Below are 15,455 nucleotides of genomic sequence, written 5' to 3' on the forward strand. Positions count from 1 at the left end.
TTTAGCTGAAGGGCATACGCGGGGCTGCGAACCAGAGCGTTCGGGCCGCCGGTACTGGAGAAAGAAAGCATGAGCAACTGGTTAGTAGACAAACTGATCCCTTCGATCATGCGTTCCGAGGTCAAGAAGAGCTCGGTCCCTGAAGGTCTGTGGCACAAATGCCCGTCTTGCGAGGCGGTGTTGTATCGTCCAGAGCTGGAAAAGACCCTGGACGTTTGCCCTAAATGCAACCACCACATGCGCATCGGCGCACGTGCGCGAATCGACATCTTCCTCGATGCCGAAGGTCGCAACGAACTGGGCGCCGATCTGGAACCGGTTGACCGTCTGAAATTCCGCGACGGCAAGAAGTACAAGGATCGTCTGACCGCCGCACAGAAGCAGACCGGCGAAAAAGATGCGCTGATCTCCGTCAGCGGCACCTTGCTGGGCATGCCAGTGGTGGTCTCGGCTTTTGAATTCGCCTTCATGGGCGGTTCCATGGGTGCCATCGTCGGTGAGCGCTTCGTGCGCGCCGCCAACTACGCGCTGGAAAACCGCTGCCCGATGATCTGCTTCGCCGCCTCCGGTGGTGCGCGCATGCAGGAAGCGCTGATCTCGCTGATGCAGATGGCCAAGACTTCGGCTGTGCTGGCGCGTCTGCGTGAAGAAGGCATTCCGTTCATCTCCGTACTGACCGACCCGGTCTACGGCGGTGTTTCGGCGAGTCTGGCGATGCTCGGCGACGTCATCGTCGGTGAGCCGAAAGCCCTGATCGGCTTCGCCGGTCCGCGCGTTATCGAACAAACCGTGCGTGAAAAACTGCCGGAAGGCTTCCAGCGCAGCGAGTTCCTGCTGGAGCACGGCGCGATCGACATGATCATCCACCGTCAGGAACTGCGCCCGCGTCTGGGTAACCTGCTGGCACAAATGACTGGCAAGCCGACGCCGAAATTCGTCGCCGCGCCAATCGAGCCGATCGTGGTTCCACCGGTACCTGCTGGCCTATGACCGAGCGCACCCTTGGCGAATGGCTCGCCTACCTTGAGCAGTTGCATCCGTCGGCCATCGACATGGGTCTGGAACGTTCACAACAGGTAGCGTCCCGTATGGGGCTGGGCCAGCCGGCGCCTCGGGTGATCACGGTCACCGGCACCAACGGCAAGGGTTCCACCTGCGCTTTCGTGGCTTCATTGCTGCGGGCGCAGGGCCTGAGCGTTGGTGTCTACAATTCTCCGCACCTGCTGCGTTACAACGAGCGGGTGCAGCTCAATGGCGTCGAAGCCACTGACGCGCAACTGTGCGAAGCCTTTTCAGCAGTCGAGGCCGGGCGCGGCGACACTTCCCTGACTTACTTCGAAATGGGCACCCTCGCGGCGTTCTGGCTGTTTCAGCAGGCCGGGCTGGATGCGGTGGTGCTGGAAGTCGGGCTGGGCGGGCGTCTGGACACGGTCAACGTGGTCGATGCCGATATCGCACTGGTCACCAGCATTGGCGTCGATCACGCCGATTATCTGGGCGACACCCGCGAATCTGTGGCCTTCGAAAAGGCCGGGATCTTCCGCCAGGGCAAGCCTGCTCTGTGTGGAGACCTCAATCCACCGCAACCACTGCTCGACAAGGCGCGTGAACTGGCATGTCCGTTCTTCCTGCGTGGGCGTGATTTCGACCTCGGTATCACTGATCAGCACTGGCAATGGCGCGGCACTGATGCGCAAGGTCAGGTTGTCGAGTTGCGCGACTTGCCGCTGCTCGATCTGCCGATGGAAAACGCCGCGCTGGCGTTGCAGGCGTATTTGCTGCTCGGTTTGCCATGGAATGCCCAGCAGATCGTCGCTGCGTTGCGGGCCACTCGCGTGGTCGGGCGACTGGATCGCCGCGCGTTCGAGTGGAACGGCAAGCGCCTGAATCTGTTGCTCGATGTTGGTCACAACCCGCATGCTGCCGAGTATCTGGCCCGTCGTCTGGCCTCGCAGTCACCGGTCGGCAAGCGCTTGGCGGTATTCGGCCTGTTGGCCGACAAGGATCTGGATGGTGTTGTCAGCGAATTGAATGCTAGTGTCGAGCATTGGGCCGTTGCACCGCTGGATTCACCGCGCACACGTCCAGTGGCTGAATTAAGCGCTGCATTGCAGAACCTTGGCGCTGCGGTCACGTCTTACGACAGTGTCGCGTCCGCGCTGGAAGGGCAGTGCGCCGTGGCAACCAGTGACGACGAGATTCTGTTGTTCGGATCATTTTATTGTGTCGCCGAGGCCCTTGAATGGCTGGCCCGGCGCTCCACGGAGGAAGCGGCAAATGGCTTTGCTGGATAAAGCGTACAAGCAGCGCATGGTTGGCGCTTTGGTGCTGGTCGCGCTGGCGGTGATCTTCCTGCCAATGCTGTTTTCCCGTCAGGACGAGCAGCGTCAGGTAACTGTCGAATCGCCCGCCGCACCACAAGTACCTGTCGTGCCGCAAGTGCAAATGGAAACCGTGGCTGTTCCCGAGCCGCAAGCCTTGCCGCAAGAACCGGTGCCGACGGATGAAGAAGTCGCAGAAGATACTGCACCTGTTGCGCCTGCGCCGGCGGCTCCCATTATGATTACCAAGCCTGTTGCGCCGCCGGCGGTGGCCAAGCCGATTCCTGCGCCTGCCCAGCCGATTACCTCTGCATCGAGTAAGCCTGACACGACGCAAAGCCGCGTCGATGCCAACGGTCTGTCGGTGAGCTGGTCGGTGCAACTGGCCAGTCTGTCGAGTCGTGCCAGCGCCGAAAGCCTGCAGAAGACCCTGCGCAGTCAGGGCTATAACGCTTACATCCGCTCCGCCGATGGCAAGAATCGGGTGTTTGTCGGTCCGCTGATCGAGCGTGCCGAGGCTGATCGTCTACGTGATCTGTTGGGTCGTCAGCAGAACCTCAAAGGGTTTGTCGTGCGCTTCCAGCCTGAGCGCGGCTAAAAACTATCGCGCCGATTGAAATGCACTGACAATCGCAGCTTACCGAGAGGCATGCGCTCTGCTAAAATGCGCCGCCTTATCCGTCTGTAGGCTGCACTGTGCCATTTACCTGGGTTGACTGGGCGATCGTTGCAATCATCGCCATCTCCGCTTTGATCAGTTTGAGCCGCGGCTTCGTCAAGGAAGCATTATCGCTGGTGACCTGGATCATCGCAGGAGTCGTCGCCTGGATGTTCGGTGGCTCATTGTCCGAGTACCTCGCCGGATACATCGAAACCCCATCGGCTCGCGTGATCGCGGGCTGTGCCATCATGTTTGTCGCCACGCTGATCGTGGGCGCAATGATCAATTATCTTATCGGCGAGTTGGTTCGCGTCACCGGGTTGTCCGGGACCGATCGATTCCTCGGCATGGCCTTCGGCGCAGCGCGTGGCGTGTTGCTGGTGGTCGTGGCGGTCGGGCTGTTGAGTCTGGGGCCGGTACAGCAAGACGGGTGGTGGAAAGAATCACAGCTCGTACCAAAATTTCTATTGGTCGCTGATTGGTCCAAAAACCTGATTCTCGGGTGGAGCAGTCAGTGGCTTGCCAGCGGAATCAGCGTACCCGCTGATATTCCGTTCAAGGAGCAACTCTTGCCGTCGGCGAAAACGCCCCAGTGAGTGTTGTTCAGTTCAGATCCATTAAGTAGGGGTTGCGTCGCATGTGTGGCATCGTCGGTATCGTCGGTAAGTCGAACGTCAATCAGGCGCTGTATGACGCGCTAACCGTGCTCCAGCACCGCGGCCAGGACGCTGCCGGTATCGTGACCAGCCATGATGGCCGGTTGTTCCTGCGCAAGGACAATGGCCTGGTGCGTGACGTGTTTCAGCAGCGTCACATGCAGCGTCTGGTCGGCCACATGGGTATCGGCCACGTTCGTTACCCGACCGCGGGCAGCTCGACTTCGGCCGAAGCCCAACCGTTTTACGTCAACTCGCCTTACGGCATTACGCTGGCGCACAACGGTAACCTGACCAACGTTGAACAGTTGGCCAAAGAGATCTACGAATCCGATCTGCGTCACGTCAACACCAGTTCCGACTCGGAAGTGCTGCTTAACGTGTTCGCTCACGAACTGGCCCAGCGCGGCAAGCTGCAACCGACTGAAGAAGACGTGTTTGCCGCCGTGACCGACGTGCACAACCGTTGTGTTGGTGGTTACGCCGTTGTGGCGATGGTGACCGGTTACGGCATCGTCGGTTTCCGTGACCCGCACGGCATCCGCCCGATCGTGTTTGGCCAGCGTCATACCGACGAAGGCGTCGAGTACATGATCGCCTCGGAAAGCGTTTCGCTGGACGTGCTCGGTTTTACCCTGATTCGCGACCTGGCCCCGGGCGAAGCGGTCTATATCACTGAAGACGGCAAGCTGCACACCCGTCAGTGCGCGACCAACCCGTCCCTGACACCGTGCATCTTCGAGCACGTCTACCTGGCGCGTCCGGATTCGATCATCGACGGCGTGTCGGTCTATAAGGCCCGTCTGCGCATGGGCGAGAAGCTCGCCGAGAAGATCCTGCGCGAGCGTCCAGAGCACGACATCGACGTGGTTATCCCGATTCCGGACACCAGCCGCACTGCGGCACTGGAGCTGGCCAACCACTTGGGTGTGAAATTCCGCGAAGGTTTCGTCAAGAACCGTTACATCGGTCGCACCTTCATCATGCCGGGCCAAGCAGCTCGCAAGAAGTCGGTGCGCCAGAAACTCAACGCCATCGAGCTGGAATTCCGCGGCAAGAACGTGATGCTGGTCGATGACTCGATCGTGCGCGGCACCACCTGCAAGCAGATCATCCAGATGGCCCGCGAAGCCGGCGCGAAAAACGTCTACTTCTGCTCGGCAGCCCCAGCGGTACGCTTCCCGAACGTGTATGGCATCGACATGCCAAGCGCCCACGAACTGATCGCGCACAATCGTTCGACTCAGGACGTGGCGGATCTGATCGGCGCTGATTGGCTGATCTATCAGGACCTGCCTGACTTGATCGAGGCGGTCGGTGGCGGCAAGATCAAGATCGAGAACTTCGATTGCGCGGTGTTCGACGGCAAGTACGTCACCGGCGACGTCGACGAGGCGTACCTGAACAAGATCGAACAGGCGCGTAACGACTCCTCGAAGATCAAGACCCAAGCGGTCAGTGCGATCATCGATCTGTACAACAACTGAGTTATCACCGGCCCTGAGGGGCCGGTTTTGTATCTGACTTTCAATTTTCGCGAACAGGGCAAGGAGTGACAGCATGAGTCAGGAATGGGATGCCGGTCGGCTGGATAGCGACCTCGAAGGCGTAGCGTTCGACACCCTGGCCGTACGTGCCGGTCAGCACCGTACGCCGGAAGGCGAGCACGGTGATCCGATGTTCTTCACCTCCAGCTACGTGTTCCGCACCGCTGCCGACGCAGCCGCGCGGTTTGCCGGCGAAGTGCCGGGCAACGTTTACTCGCGTTACACCAACCCGACCGTGCGCGCGTTCGAAGAGCGCATTGCCGCGCTGGAAAGCGCCGAGCAGGCCGTTGCCACCGCAACCGGCATGGCCGCGATCATGGCAGTGGTGATGAGCCTGTGCAGTGCCGGTGATCACGTACTGGTTTCGCGCAGCGTATTCGGTTCGACCATCAGCCTGTTCGAGAAGTACTTCAAGCGTTTTGGCGTTGAAGTCGATTACGTCCCGTTGGCTGATCTGTCGGCCTGGGATGCAGCGATCAAGTCGAACACCAAGCTGCTTTTCGTCGAATCGCCATCCAACCCTCTGGCTGAACTGGTCGACATTGCCGCACTGGCGGAAATCGCTCACGCCAAAGGCGCGATGCTGGTGGTCGATAACTGCTTCTGCACGCCAGCGTTGCAGCAGCCGCTGAAAATGGGCGCAGATATCGTTGTGCACTCGGCGACCAAGTTTATCGACGGTCAGGGCCGTTGCATGGGCGGCGTGGTTGCCGGTCGCAGTGAGCAGATGAAAGAGATCGTCGGCTTCCTGCGCACCGCCGGGCCGACCTTGAGCCCGTTCAATGCGTGGATCTTCCTCAAAGGTCTGGAAACCCTGAACCTGCGGATGAAGGCGCACTGCGCCAACGCGCAGGAGCTGGCCGAATGGCTGGAGCAGCAGGACGGCATCGAGAAGGTGCATTACGCCGGTCTCAAGAGCCATCCGCAGCACGAACTGGCCCAGCGTCAGCAGAAGGGCTTCGGTGCGGTAGTGAGTTTCGAGGTCAAGGGCGGCAAAGAGGGCGCGTGGCGCTTTATCGATGCCACCCGGTTGATTTCGATCACTGCCAACCTCGGTGACAGCAAAACCACCATCACGCACCCGAGCACCACCTCCCACGGCCGTCTGGCGCCGCAGGAGCGTGAAGCGGCAGGCATCCGTGACAGCCTGATCCGCATTGCGGTCGGTCTGGAAGATGTGGCGGACCTGCAGGCCGATCTGGCGCGCGGTCTGGCAGCGTTGTGATCGAGTTGTCTACGCCGACAGCGGGTACCCATGGCCGCGTTGCGCTGGTCACGGGAGCCGCGCGCGGTATCGGTCTGGGGATCGCGGCATGGCTGATCAGCGAAGGCTGGCAAGTGGTGCTGACTGATCTGGATCGTGCGCGCGGTTCGAAAGTGGCGAAGGTGCTGGGCGAAAACGCCTGGTTCATCGCCATGGACGTCGCCGATGAGGGCCAGGTCGCGCTCGGCGTTGCCGAAGTGCTGGGGCAGTTTGGTCGCCTCGATGCGCTGGTGTGCAACGCGGCGGTCGCCGATCCGCACAACATCACCCTGGAAAGCCTCGATCTGGCGTACTGGAATCGTGTGTTGGCGGTGAATCTCAGCGGGCCGATGTTACTGGCTAAGCACTGTGCGCCGTATCTGCGCGCGCACAACGGTTCGATCGTCAACCTGGCCTCGACCCGTGCGCGGCAGTCGGAGGCGGACTCCGAGGCGTATGCGGCGAGTAAGGGCGGCTTGTTGGCGCTGACGCATGCGCTGGCCATCAGCCTCGGGCCGGAGATTCGCGTCAACGCAGTCAGCCCGGGCTGGATCGATGCGCGGGATCCCTCTGCGCGTCGGGCCGAGCCTTTGGCCGATGCCGATCATGCTCAGCATCCGGCGGGCAGGGTAGGGACGGTTGAAGATGTGGCGGCCATGGTCGCCTGGTTGCTGTCGAGGAATGCCGGGTTTGTCACTGGGCAGGAATTCGTCGTCGATGGCGGTATGACGAAAAAGATGATCTATAGCGAGTAGATCGCCTTTTTCTCTGAATTTGCGTTGGATGAACTGACGCCTTCGCGAGCAGGCTCGCTCCCACATTTGGAATGCATACCCCCTGTGGGAGCGAGCTTGCTCGCGAAGGCGGTCTTGCAGGATGGAAACAATTTCGTCTTTTTAAGAAAAACTTCAATCCTGCTATTGACTTAGGTTCGCTACCTGCGTAAATTTCGCGGCCTCGGAGATGCAAACGGGTGATTAGCTCAGCTGGGAGAGCGTCTGCCTTACAAGCAGAATGTCGGCGGTTCGATCCCGTCATCACCCACCACTCCCCGAGAAACTTGCGTAAGCAAGAGCGTAGGCTGAAAGTGCCTGCACCGACGCGCAGCGGTAGTTCAGTCGGTTAGAATACCGGCCTGTCACGCCGGGGGTCGCGGGTTCGAGTCCCGTCCGCTGCGCCATATTTTACGAATCAGGCTTGTCTGGTTCGCGATTGCAAAGCACCGAAGCTTGCAGTCAAAACGAGTTACTTGAGCGCAAGCTCAAAGCGATACGCAGCGGTAGTTCAGTCGGTTAGAATACCGGCCTGTCACGCCGGGGGTCGCGGGTTCGAGTCCCGTCCGCTGCGCCATATCTGCTTCAAGGACCACTGAACGCCTTGAAGCACCGAAAGCAACCCTTGGTTGATTCGGAATCGATAGCAAAGACCCTGGTCGAAAGACCGGGGTTTTTTGTGTCTGAAATTTGGCTTTTCCTCTTTTTCCTTCTATCCCCTCCATCCTGTGCCCTACACAAATCCCTGTGGGAGCGAGCTTGCTCGCGAAGGCTTCGGCATATTCAAAATTTGCATCGGCTGGCACAACGCTTTCGCGAGCAAGCTCGCTCCCACATGGGCATGCCCAGTTATCTCTGCGGTCTAGATGCGGTGCCACGTCGCATTGATTTTTTGATTCTTTAGTCAAATTTTTGTAACTGGTTGTTTGCTGCGAGCGCAGAAACCTTTAAAGTTAACCTTTCGGTCAGCTTTGCACTGTCAACACGCCCTTTGTTTCGCCAGAAAGGGCTTCTGCAAGACTCGAGATTCCCCAGTAGATAACCAGAAGGGCGGACACATAACCGCCCAGAGGATGATCCATGTCCAACCGTGATATATCCCGGCGCTCGTTCCTCCAGGGCGGGCTGGTGGCGGGTGTGAGCGTCACGCTCACGCCGCTCAGCACCCAGGCGCTGGCTGCCTTGATGGAAAACACTGTCACCGTGCCGTCCGAAAAATGGCTCGGCAATAACGGCAAGGCGCGTCAGCGTAACGATGCACTGTCCAAAGTCTGCGGCAGCAAGGTCTTCGCCCGCGACATCCGCTCCAAGGACATGCCGGGCTGGCCTGAACAGCAAGGCCACGCCATGCTGCTGAAAACCATCAAGGCTGACCGCATCTACGCCGGTTACGACCTGTCGTGGCTCGGCGCCGATTTGCAGCCGGACCGCATCGTCACCGCGGCTGACCTGGACAAGGACGGCATCGTCTTCCCGGAGGAGCACGCCCCGGATCCGTTGCTGCCGGAAGGCAAGGTGCCGATGTTCATCGGTCACCCGGTAGCGATCCTGATCTGGAACGATTTCGAGCGTTTCCGTCAGGCCAAGAACAAACTCAAATTCAATGACAAAGCGATTCGTTACGGTGCGAAAGTGCCGTTCTACGAAGGCGACCCTTATGGCAGCTTCCGCTACGTACGTGTGGGCGGCGCGACCTCGGCCGACGAAGATGAATTCGCCAGCCTCAAGGACTCGATCCTCTTTCCGATGCTGAAAAACCGTCGTCCAGTGTGGAATTCTCAGCCCAATCTGCATGGCAACCTGACCGAGCGCGGCCTGTTCTACGCCGACCGCATGAAGAAAGAGATCGACACCCCGCCGGACAACTGGCTGGTGTTCGACGAGCGCTACAAAACCCCGTCGATCGAACCGGCCGCGATGGAGCCGGACAACGGCAATGGCTGGTACGACCCGAAAACCAAAACCCTGCACTTCGTCGTGGCCACCCAGTGCCCATTGGAAGCTGCGACCGAGACCGCGAAAATGATCGCGCCGTCGCGCTTCGGCCTCGACAACCTGAACATGCACCCGGGTTACACCGTGGGTTACGGTTCCAAAGACCACAACATCTTCGTTTACTACGCAGCCCTCGCCGCGTTGTACGGCACCGGTGTGCCTGTGCGCTTGGCTAACGACCGCTATGAGCAGTTCCAGAGCGGCATCAAGCGTCACCCGTTCGACATCCGCTACCAATTGGCCGTGGACAAGAACGACTACAGCTTCAAGATTTTCCGCGCTGACATGAGCGTCGACGGTGGCGGCCGGGTCAACTACAGCCCATCGGTAGCGGCGGTTGGTGCCACGGCGGCGCAGTCGATCTACTACATGCCGCAGAATGACCTGCAGGTCACCGCCTACCACTCGCGTGGTGTCGAGGCCGGTTCGATGCGTGGTTACGGCACCCTGCAGAGCATGGCGGCGACCGAAATGATGGTCGACGAAATCGCCAATCGCCTCGGTGTCGATGCCATCGACCTGCGTCGCAAGAACGCCCTGCGTTCGGGCATGAAAAACACCCAGGGCGCGATCCCCGCCGGTGCTTTGCGCCTGCATGAAATTCTCGACAAGGCCTCGGTGCACGAGGTCTGGAAAAACCGCGACGCGATCAAGAAACAGCGCGAAGCTGCCGACCCGGACAACTGGTACGGCGTTGGTTTTGCCATTTGCCAGAAAGACTTCGGCACCGGTTCCGAAGCGCCGATGGCCAGCATCGAATTCACCGCTGACGGTCGCATTACTCTGCGCCATATCGGCATTGAGATCGGCACCGGCATGTCCACCTCGCAAGCCTTGGTCGTGGCCGACTTCCTCGGCAGCCCGGCGCACGAAGTGAAAACCGGCGAAACCGAGTGGAAGGAAATGCAGCTGATCACCAGCGGCAATCCTTACATCATGAGTCAGGCCGAGCAGGACAACCTGCTGCGCAACCCGCGTTGGGTCGGCAAACTGGCTTCGGCCTCGTCGGCGACCAACTCGGCTTACTACTTCAGTCACGCTACCCGTGAAGCAGCGCGCGTGCTGTTCAACAACGGTTTGTGGCCGGCGGCAATGGAGATCTGGCGTCAGGGTCCTTACGGCGGTCAAGCCAACCCCTACGTCGTGCGTCGCGAAGATGCGCATTGGGTCAACGGCAAACTCACGGCCAACGGCATGCAGCCGTTGACCTTCGAAGAGCTGGCCAAACACGCTCACGAGCGTGGTCTGGTGACCGGCGCCACCGTTCACGCATTCAACCGCTGGAGCTGGGCAGAAGCTGAATACAGCATCGACGGCGTGCGCGAGCGTCTGCCGCTGGATGGTCTGGCAGTGAAGTATGGCGATGGTGCGCCGAAGGCGAAGAAAGCGTTGATGACCACGTCTGGTTTCCATCTGTTGGACCGCCAGAACATCAATTATCCGGTTGTTCAGCTGAACAACGCTGCCGTGACTTACTACAGCCCGGTCGCCACGCTGGTCGAGCTGAAGGTCAACAAGGGTTCTGCTGAAGTCGAAGTGCTCAACCACCATTCGTGGGTCGAGTGCGGTCGTGTGTTGGTGGAAGAATTGGTCAAGGGCCAGCTCGAAGGCGGTATTGCCATGGGCATCGGCCACGCTTTGATGGAAGAGATGCCGCTGTATGAAGGCGGGCCGGGGGAGGGTGACTGGAACTTCAACCGTTACCGTCTGCCGATGGCACGTCACGTTGCCGTGTGGAAACAGACGTCGGAGATTCTGCCGGCGCTGTCGCCAAGTGATCCGTCCAAAGGCATCGCCGAAGTGGTGATGATCCCGATTGTCGGTGCCATCGGTAACGCCGTGGCCCACGCCATCGGTAAACGTGTTCGCGATCTGCCAATCACTGCTGCGCGCATCAAGGAGGCCCTCAATGGCTAACCGTCCGCTTCAACTGACCCTCAATGGTCAATCCGTCGGCCCGGTGGACATCCCTGATGACCTGCCGATGATCGACTACCTGCACGAATACAAAAACCTCACCGGCTCGCGTCTGGGCTGCGGCCAGGGCATCTGCCACGCCTGTGTGGTGATCGTCGACAACCCGGACGGCACCAGCGAAGAAGTGCGCACCTGCATCACCGGCGCGCATTACTTCGAAGGCAAGAAAGTCCGCACCATCGAAGCTCACGCCAAGCGTGATGAGGCGGGCCAGGTCACCGAACTGAACCCGATCCAGCAGCGCTTCGTTGATGAGTTCGCCTTCCAGTGCAGTTACTGCGCGCCGGGCTTCGTCAACGCTGCGACCGTGCTGGTTGAAAAGCTGCAGCGTCAGCCGACCGTGCAAAGCAAGCTCGAACAAGTCATCGAGGACAGCCTCGGGCATCACGTCTGCCGTTGCACCGGGTACGTGCGTTATTACAACGCGACCCGCAACGTGCTGACCGATCTCGGCCTGGTCAAGGAGGGTTAAGCATGAAGCTTTTTCTGACCCGCCTGACCCTGGCGGTCGGCCTCGCCGCGCCGGTGTTGTTTGCCCACGCCGATGATCAGGTCAAACGCGGCGAATACCTCGCTCGCGCCGCTGACTGCATGGCTTGCCACACCGCAGCGGGTGGCGCGCCGTTTGCCGGCGGCCTGCCGATCGTCTCGCCATTCGGAACGATCTATGGCACCAACATCACCCCGAGCAAGGAGCACGGCATCGGTCTGTACAACGATGACGAGTTCTTCGCTGCGCTGACCGAAGGCAAACGCCGCGATGGCGCGAACCTGTATCCGGCGATGCCGTACACCTCGTATCACTTGATGCCGCGTGCAGATTCGGATGCGATTCATGCGTACCTGAAAACCATCGAGCCAATCGAGCGCGCAGCGCCGGTTACCAGCCTGAGCTTTCCGTTCAACGTGCGTCTGGGCCTGATGGGCTGGAACATGATGTACGGCAAAGCCCTGAAACTGGAGCCAGCCGAAGGTAAAAGTGAGGCCTGGACGCGCGGCCAGTACATGGTCGAGGTGCTCGGCCACTGCGGCGAATGCCACACGCCACGCGGCCTGCCGGGCGCGATGCAGTTGGATAAACGCCTGACCGGCGGCATCCTCAATGGTTATCTGGCGCCGAGTCTGCTGGCCACTGATCTGGCTGCGCGCGGCTGGAATGAGCAGGATCTGAGCACGTTCCTCAAGCACGGCATGAGTGCGCAGGGGACGATGTTCAATGAGATGTTCCCGGTGTTCCACAACAGCACCCAGGGCCTGAGCGATGCGGATCTGGCAGCGATGGCGACGTTCCTGCTCGGCGACCAACCTCCTGCAGCCAAAACGCTGGTTGAAGTGCCAGTCGAGAAGCTCAGCGCCAGTGCCCAGCGCGGTCGTCAGGAATACCTCAACGTTTGCGCCGGTTGCCATGCGGTTGGTGGCGAAGGCAAGCCGCACATCGCGGTGGCCATGCGCGGCAACACTACGCTGCGCCTGGAAGACCCACGTAACCTGTTGCGGGTGATCGAAGATGGTATTGGCGAACAGAAGTTCTCCGGCTTCGAGCATATGCAACCGATGCCGGGTTTCGCCGACAAGCTCAGTCCTGAACAGCTGACGGATCTGCTCAACTATCTGCGTCAAGGTTGGGGTGGTCAGTCCGCTGAGTTGGCGGTGAGTGAGGTGCAGAAGCTGCAAGCCGACGCACCGTCCATCGAGCACAAGGCGCACTGACATGCAGCATCTCGATCTACAAGTGGTGCGGCGAGCGCTGGAGTGGTCGGTGGCGGGGCAGCGCATCTGGCTCTGCACCGTGCTCACCACTTACGGTTCGGCACCGCGTGCGCCGGGTTCGCTGCTGGCGGTGAACGATGGCGGACAGTGGATCGGCTCGCTGTCCGGCGGTTGCGTCGAGGAAGATTTCTTGGAGCGCGTCGCCGAAGGTGCGTTTCTCGATGCGGTCAACGTCGTGCGTTACGGGGAAGGCGACGATCCGCGTTCGCGAGTCAGCCTGCCTTGTGGCGGCATTCTCGACGTGCTGGTTGAGAAATTTGACGCTGACTGCGAGGTGCAGGCGCATCTGCGTGAATTGGAATCGGCGCTGCTCGGTCAGCGTCGCTTGATTCGCGAGGTCGATCTGGTCAGCGGTGCGCGCAGTTTGTTCGCTGATCGCGAGCAGGGTGCGCGGATCGAGCGTGAGATTGATCGGGTGCGCATCCGTGTCGGCGCGGCACAGCGTCTGTTGCTCGCCGGCTACTCCAGCGTGGCGCAGGCGTGTGCCGAGTTTGCCGTTGGATTGGGTTTTGAGGTGATTCTCTGCGATCCGCGTGACGAGGTGCTTGAAGGCGTGGTGCTGGATGGCGTGGAAATTCGTCGGCAATTGCCGTCGGTGTTTATTGCTGATGGTGGCTGTCATCGTGATACGGCGGTGGTGGCGCTGACGCATGATCCGCGTATCGACGACCTGGCGATGATGGAAGCAGTGCGCACCGAAGCGTTCTACATCGGCGTGATGGGGTCGCAGCAGACGTCGCAGAAGCGCTTCGAGCGGTTGCGTCGTATTGGTGGCTTGGGCGAGGCGGAGCTGGCGCGGATTCATGCGCCGATCGGTCTGAACCTCGGCAGCAAGACCCCGGCGGAAATTGCTTTGGCGGTGCTGGCCGATATCCTGCGCATCCGCAGCGGGATTGCTCGGGATCAGCTCTGAGTGCTGTATTTAATAAAAAGGGCCGCGACCAGCGGCCCTTTTTTTACATCCCGAATTTATCGCGTAGCCCGTAATACCACGCACCCAGTGCGGCAAACGGCGTGCGCAACAGTTGCCCGCCGGGGAACGGGTAGTGTGGCAAGTCGGCAAACGCATCGAAGCGCTCAGCCTGACCGCGCAGCGCCTCAGCCAGCACCTTGCCTGCCAGATGCGTGTAAGTCACACCATGGCCGCTGCAACCCTGCGAGTAATAGATGTTGTCGCCCAAACGGCCGACTTGCGGCAAACGCGACAGGGTCAGCAGAAAATTTCCTGTCCAAGCGTAATCAATCTTCACATCCTTGAGTTGCGGGAAAGCCTTGAGCATCTTCGGGCGAATGATCGCTTCGATGTTCGCCGGATCACGCGCGCCATACACCACGCCGCCGCCGAAGATCAGGCGCTTGTCGCCGGTCAGTCGGTAGTAGTCGAGCAGGTAGTTACAGTCCTCGACACAGTAATCCTGCGGCAGCAGCGCTTTCGCCAGTTCATCACCTAGCGGTTCGGTGGTGATCACTTGCGTGCCGCATGGCATCGATTTGGCCGCCAGTTCCGGCACCAGATTGCCGAGGTAGGCGTTGCCCGCGACGATGATGAATTTCGCCCTGACCTTGCCTTGCGGTGTATGCACCACCGGGTTGGCGCCGCGCTCGATGCGCACGGCAGGCGATTGTTCATAGATAGTGCCGCCGAGGGATTCAATCGCCGCCGCTTCGCCAAGCGCGAGGTTCAGTGGATGGATGTGCCCGCCGCTCATATCAAGCATGCCGCCGACGTACTGATCGCAGGCAACCACTTCGCGGATGCGGCGTTGATCGAGCAATTCCAGTTGTGTATGGCCGAAGCGCTCCCAGAGGCGCTTCTGCGATTCCAGGTGGCCCATCTGCTTGGCCGTCAGCGCGGCGAACACGCCGCCGTCCTTCAGGTCGCACTGGATGTTGTACTTGGCCACACGCTCGCGAATGATCCGGCCGCCCTCGAACGCCATATGTCCGAGTAGTTGCGCCTGATTCGGGCCGACACTGCGTTCGATCACATCGATGTCACGGCTATAACTGTTGACGATCTGCCCGCCATTACGCCCGGAAGCGCCGAAACCGATCTTGGCCGCTTCCAGCACGGTGACGCGAAAACCGTTTTCCAGCAGAAACAGGGCAGACGACAATCCGGTATACCCGGCGCCGATCACACAGACGTCCGTCTCCACATCATCCTGCAAGGCAGGGCGGGGCGGTACGGCATTGGCCGACGCAGCGTAATAGGACTCTGGGTAAAGGGTGTTCGCCATCCTGCAGCCTCTGTTTAATATATTTTACGAGTGCGTCGATCCTACCCGAGTTGAAAAACCTCCGCTAGCCACCGGAAAATCTTCGCCAACGACCCGAAATTAAATATTTTGCATATTCATAGGGTTAGGTGAAAAAAAGGTGTTGACACCCCTCCGGAATTCCGTAGAATGCCGCCTCACAGCAGGCACGTAGCTCAGTTGGTTAGAGCACCACCTTGACATGGTGGGGGTCGTTGGTTCGAGTCCAATCGCGCCTACCAAACAAAATCCGC

12 protein-coding genes and 4 tRNA genes are annotated in these 15,455 nt (G+C 60.0%); 15 read left to right on the plus strand and 1 reads right to left on the minus strand.

All coding sequences use genetic code 11. The features are described 5' to 3' along the window. Positions 1–69: 69 nt before the first annotated feature. From accD to PspR84_RS10255, 14 genes are all read left to right on the plus strand, one after another. A complete protein-coding gene (gene accD / locus PspR84_RS10190) occupies positions 70–990 on the plus strand; it encodes an acetyl-CoA carboxylase, carboxyltransferase subunit beta (protein WP_007913458.1) in 921 nt (306 codons plus the stop codon). After that, positions 987–2,294 (plus strand): bifunctional tetrahydrofolate synthase/dihydrofolate synthase, encoded by a 1,308-nt coding sequence (folC, locus tag PspR84_RS10195; RefSeq protein ID WP_160057151.1) that lies wholly within the window; start codon positions 987–989, stop codon positions 2,292–2,294. The genes accD and folC overlap by 4 nt, the downstream gene beginning before the upstream one ends. Then, positions 2,278–2,919: an SPOR domain-containing protein gene (locus PspR84_RS10200; RefSeq protein WP_160057152.1), complete on the plus strand. Its 642-nt coding sequence runs from the start codon at positions 2,278–2,280 to the stop codon at positions 2,917–2,919. The genes folC and PspR84_RS10200 overlap by 17 nt, the downstream gene beginning before the upstream one ends. 98 nt (positions 2,920–3,017) lie before the next feature. Next, entirely contained in the window at positions 3,018–3,578 is a 561-nt protein-coding gene (locus tag PspR84_RS10205; protein ID WP_007913461.1) for a CvpA family protein, read from the plus strand. 41 nt (positions 3,579–3,619) lie between these two features. After that, the gene (purF, locus tag PspR84_RS10210) at positions 3,620–5,125 is read left to right on the plus strand and encodes an amidophosphoribosyltransferase (RefSeq protein WP_007913462.1); all 1,506 of its coding nucleotides are present in this window, start codon (positions 3,620–3,622) and stop codon (positions 5,123–5,125) included. Positions 5,126–5,198: 73 nt separating this feature from the next. Next, positions 5,199–6,410, plus strand: a complete 1,212-nt coding sequence (locus tag PspR84_RS10215) for an O-succinylhomoserine sulfhydrylase (protein ID WP_160057153.1) — start codon at positions 5,199–5,201, stop codon at positions 6,408–6,410. Continuing rightward, positions 6,407–7,183: an SDR family oxidoreductase gene (locus PspR84_RS10220; protein ID WP_008083223.1), complete on the plus strand. Its 777-nt coding sequence runs from the start codon at positions 6,407–6,409 to the stop codon at positions 7,181–7,183. Before PspR84_RS10215 ends, PspR84_RS10220 begins: the two co-directional genes overlap by 4 nt. A gap of 216 nt (positions 7,184–7,399) precedes the next feature. Beyond that, positions 7,400–7,475 (plus strand) — tRNA-Val (locus PspR84_RS10225). A 56-nt stretch (positions 7,476–7,531) separates the two neighbouring features. Then, positions 7,532–7,608, plus strand: a tRNA-Asp gene (locus PspR84_RS10230). A 93-nt stretch (positions 7,609–7,701) separates the two neighbouring features. Next, positions 7,702–7,778 (plus strand) — tRNA-Asp (locus PspR84_RS10235). A 503-nt stretch (positions 7,779–8,281) separates the two neighbouring features. Continuing rightward, a complete protein-coding gene (locus PspR84_RS10240) occupies positions 8,282–11,113 on the plus strand; it encodes a xanthine dehydrogenase family protein molybdopterin-binding subunit (RefSeq protein WP_160057154.1) in 2,832 nt (943 codons plus the stop codon). Further along, positions 11,106–11,645 (plus strand): (2Fe-2S)-binding protein, encoded by a 540-nt coding sequence (locus tag PspR84_RS10245; protein ID WP_160057155.1) that lies wholly within the window; start codon positions 11,106–11,108, stop codon positions 11,643–11,645. The genes PspR84_RS10240 and PspR84_RS10245 overlap by 8 nt, the downstream gene beginning before the upstream one ends. Before the next feature lie 2 nt (positions 11,646–11,647). Then, a complete protein-coding gene (locus PspR84_RS10250) occupies positions 11,648–12,883 on the plus strand; it encodes a cytochrome c (RefSeq protein WP_160057156.1) in 1,236 nt (411 codons plus the stop codon). A gap of 1 nt (position 12,884) precedes the next feature. After that, positions 12,885–13,856, plus strand: a complete 972-nt coding sequence (locus PspR84_RS10255; RefSeq protein WP_160057157.1) for an XdhC family protein — start codon at positions 12,885–12,887, stop codon at positions 13,854–13,856. A 43-nt stretch (positions 13,857–13,899) separates the two neighbouring features. Here the strand turns inward: PspR84_RS10255 and PspR84_RS10260 are convergent, their stop codons facing one another. Then, a complete protein-coding gene (locus PspR84_RS10260) occupies positions 13,900–15,183 on the minus strand; it encodes an FAD-binding oxidoreductase (RefSeq protein ID WP_160057158.1) in 1,284 nt (427 codons plus the stop codon). Positions 15,184–15,366: 183 nt separating this feature from the next. Here PspR84_RS10260 and PspR84_RS10265 point away from each other — a divergent pair. After that, positions 15,367–15,443, plus strand: a tRNA-Val gene (locus PspR84_RS10265). The last annotated feature ends 12 nt before the right edge of the window (positions 15,444–15,455 follow it).

Source organism: Pseudomonas sp. R84 (assembly GCF_009834515.1).
Taxonomy (GTDB): Bacteria; Pseudomonadota; Gammaproteobacteria; order Pseudomonadales; family Pseudomonadaceae; genus Aquipseudomonas.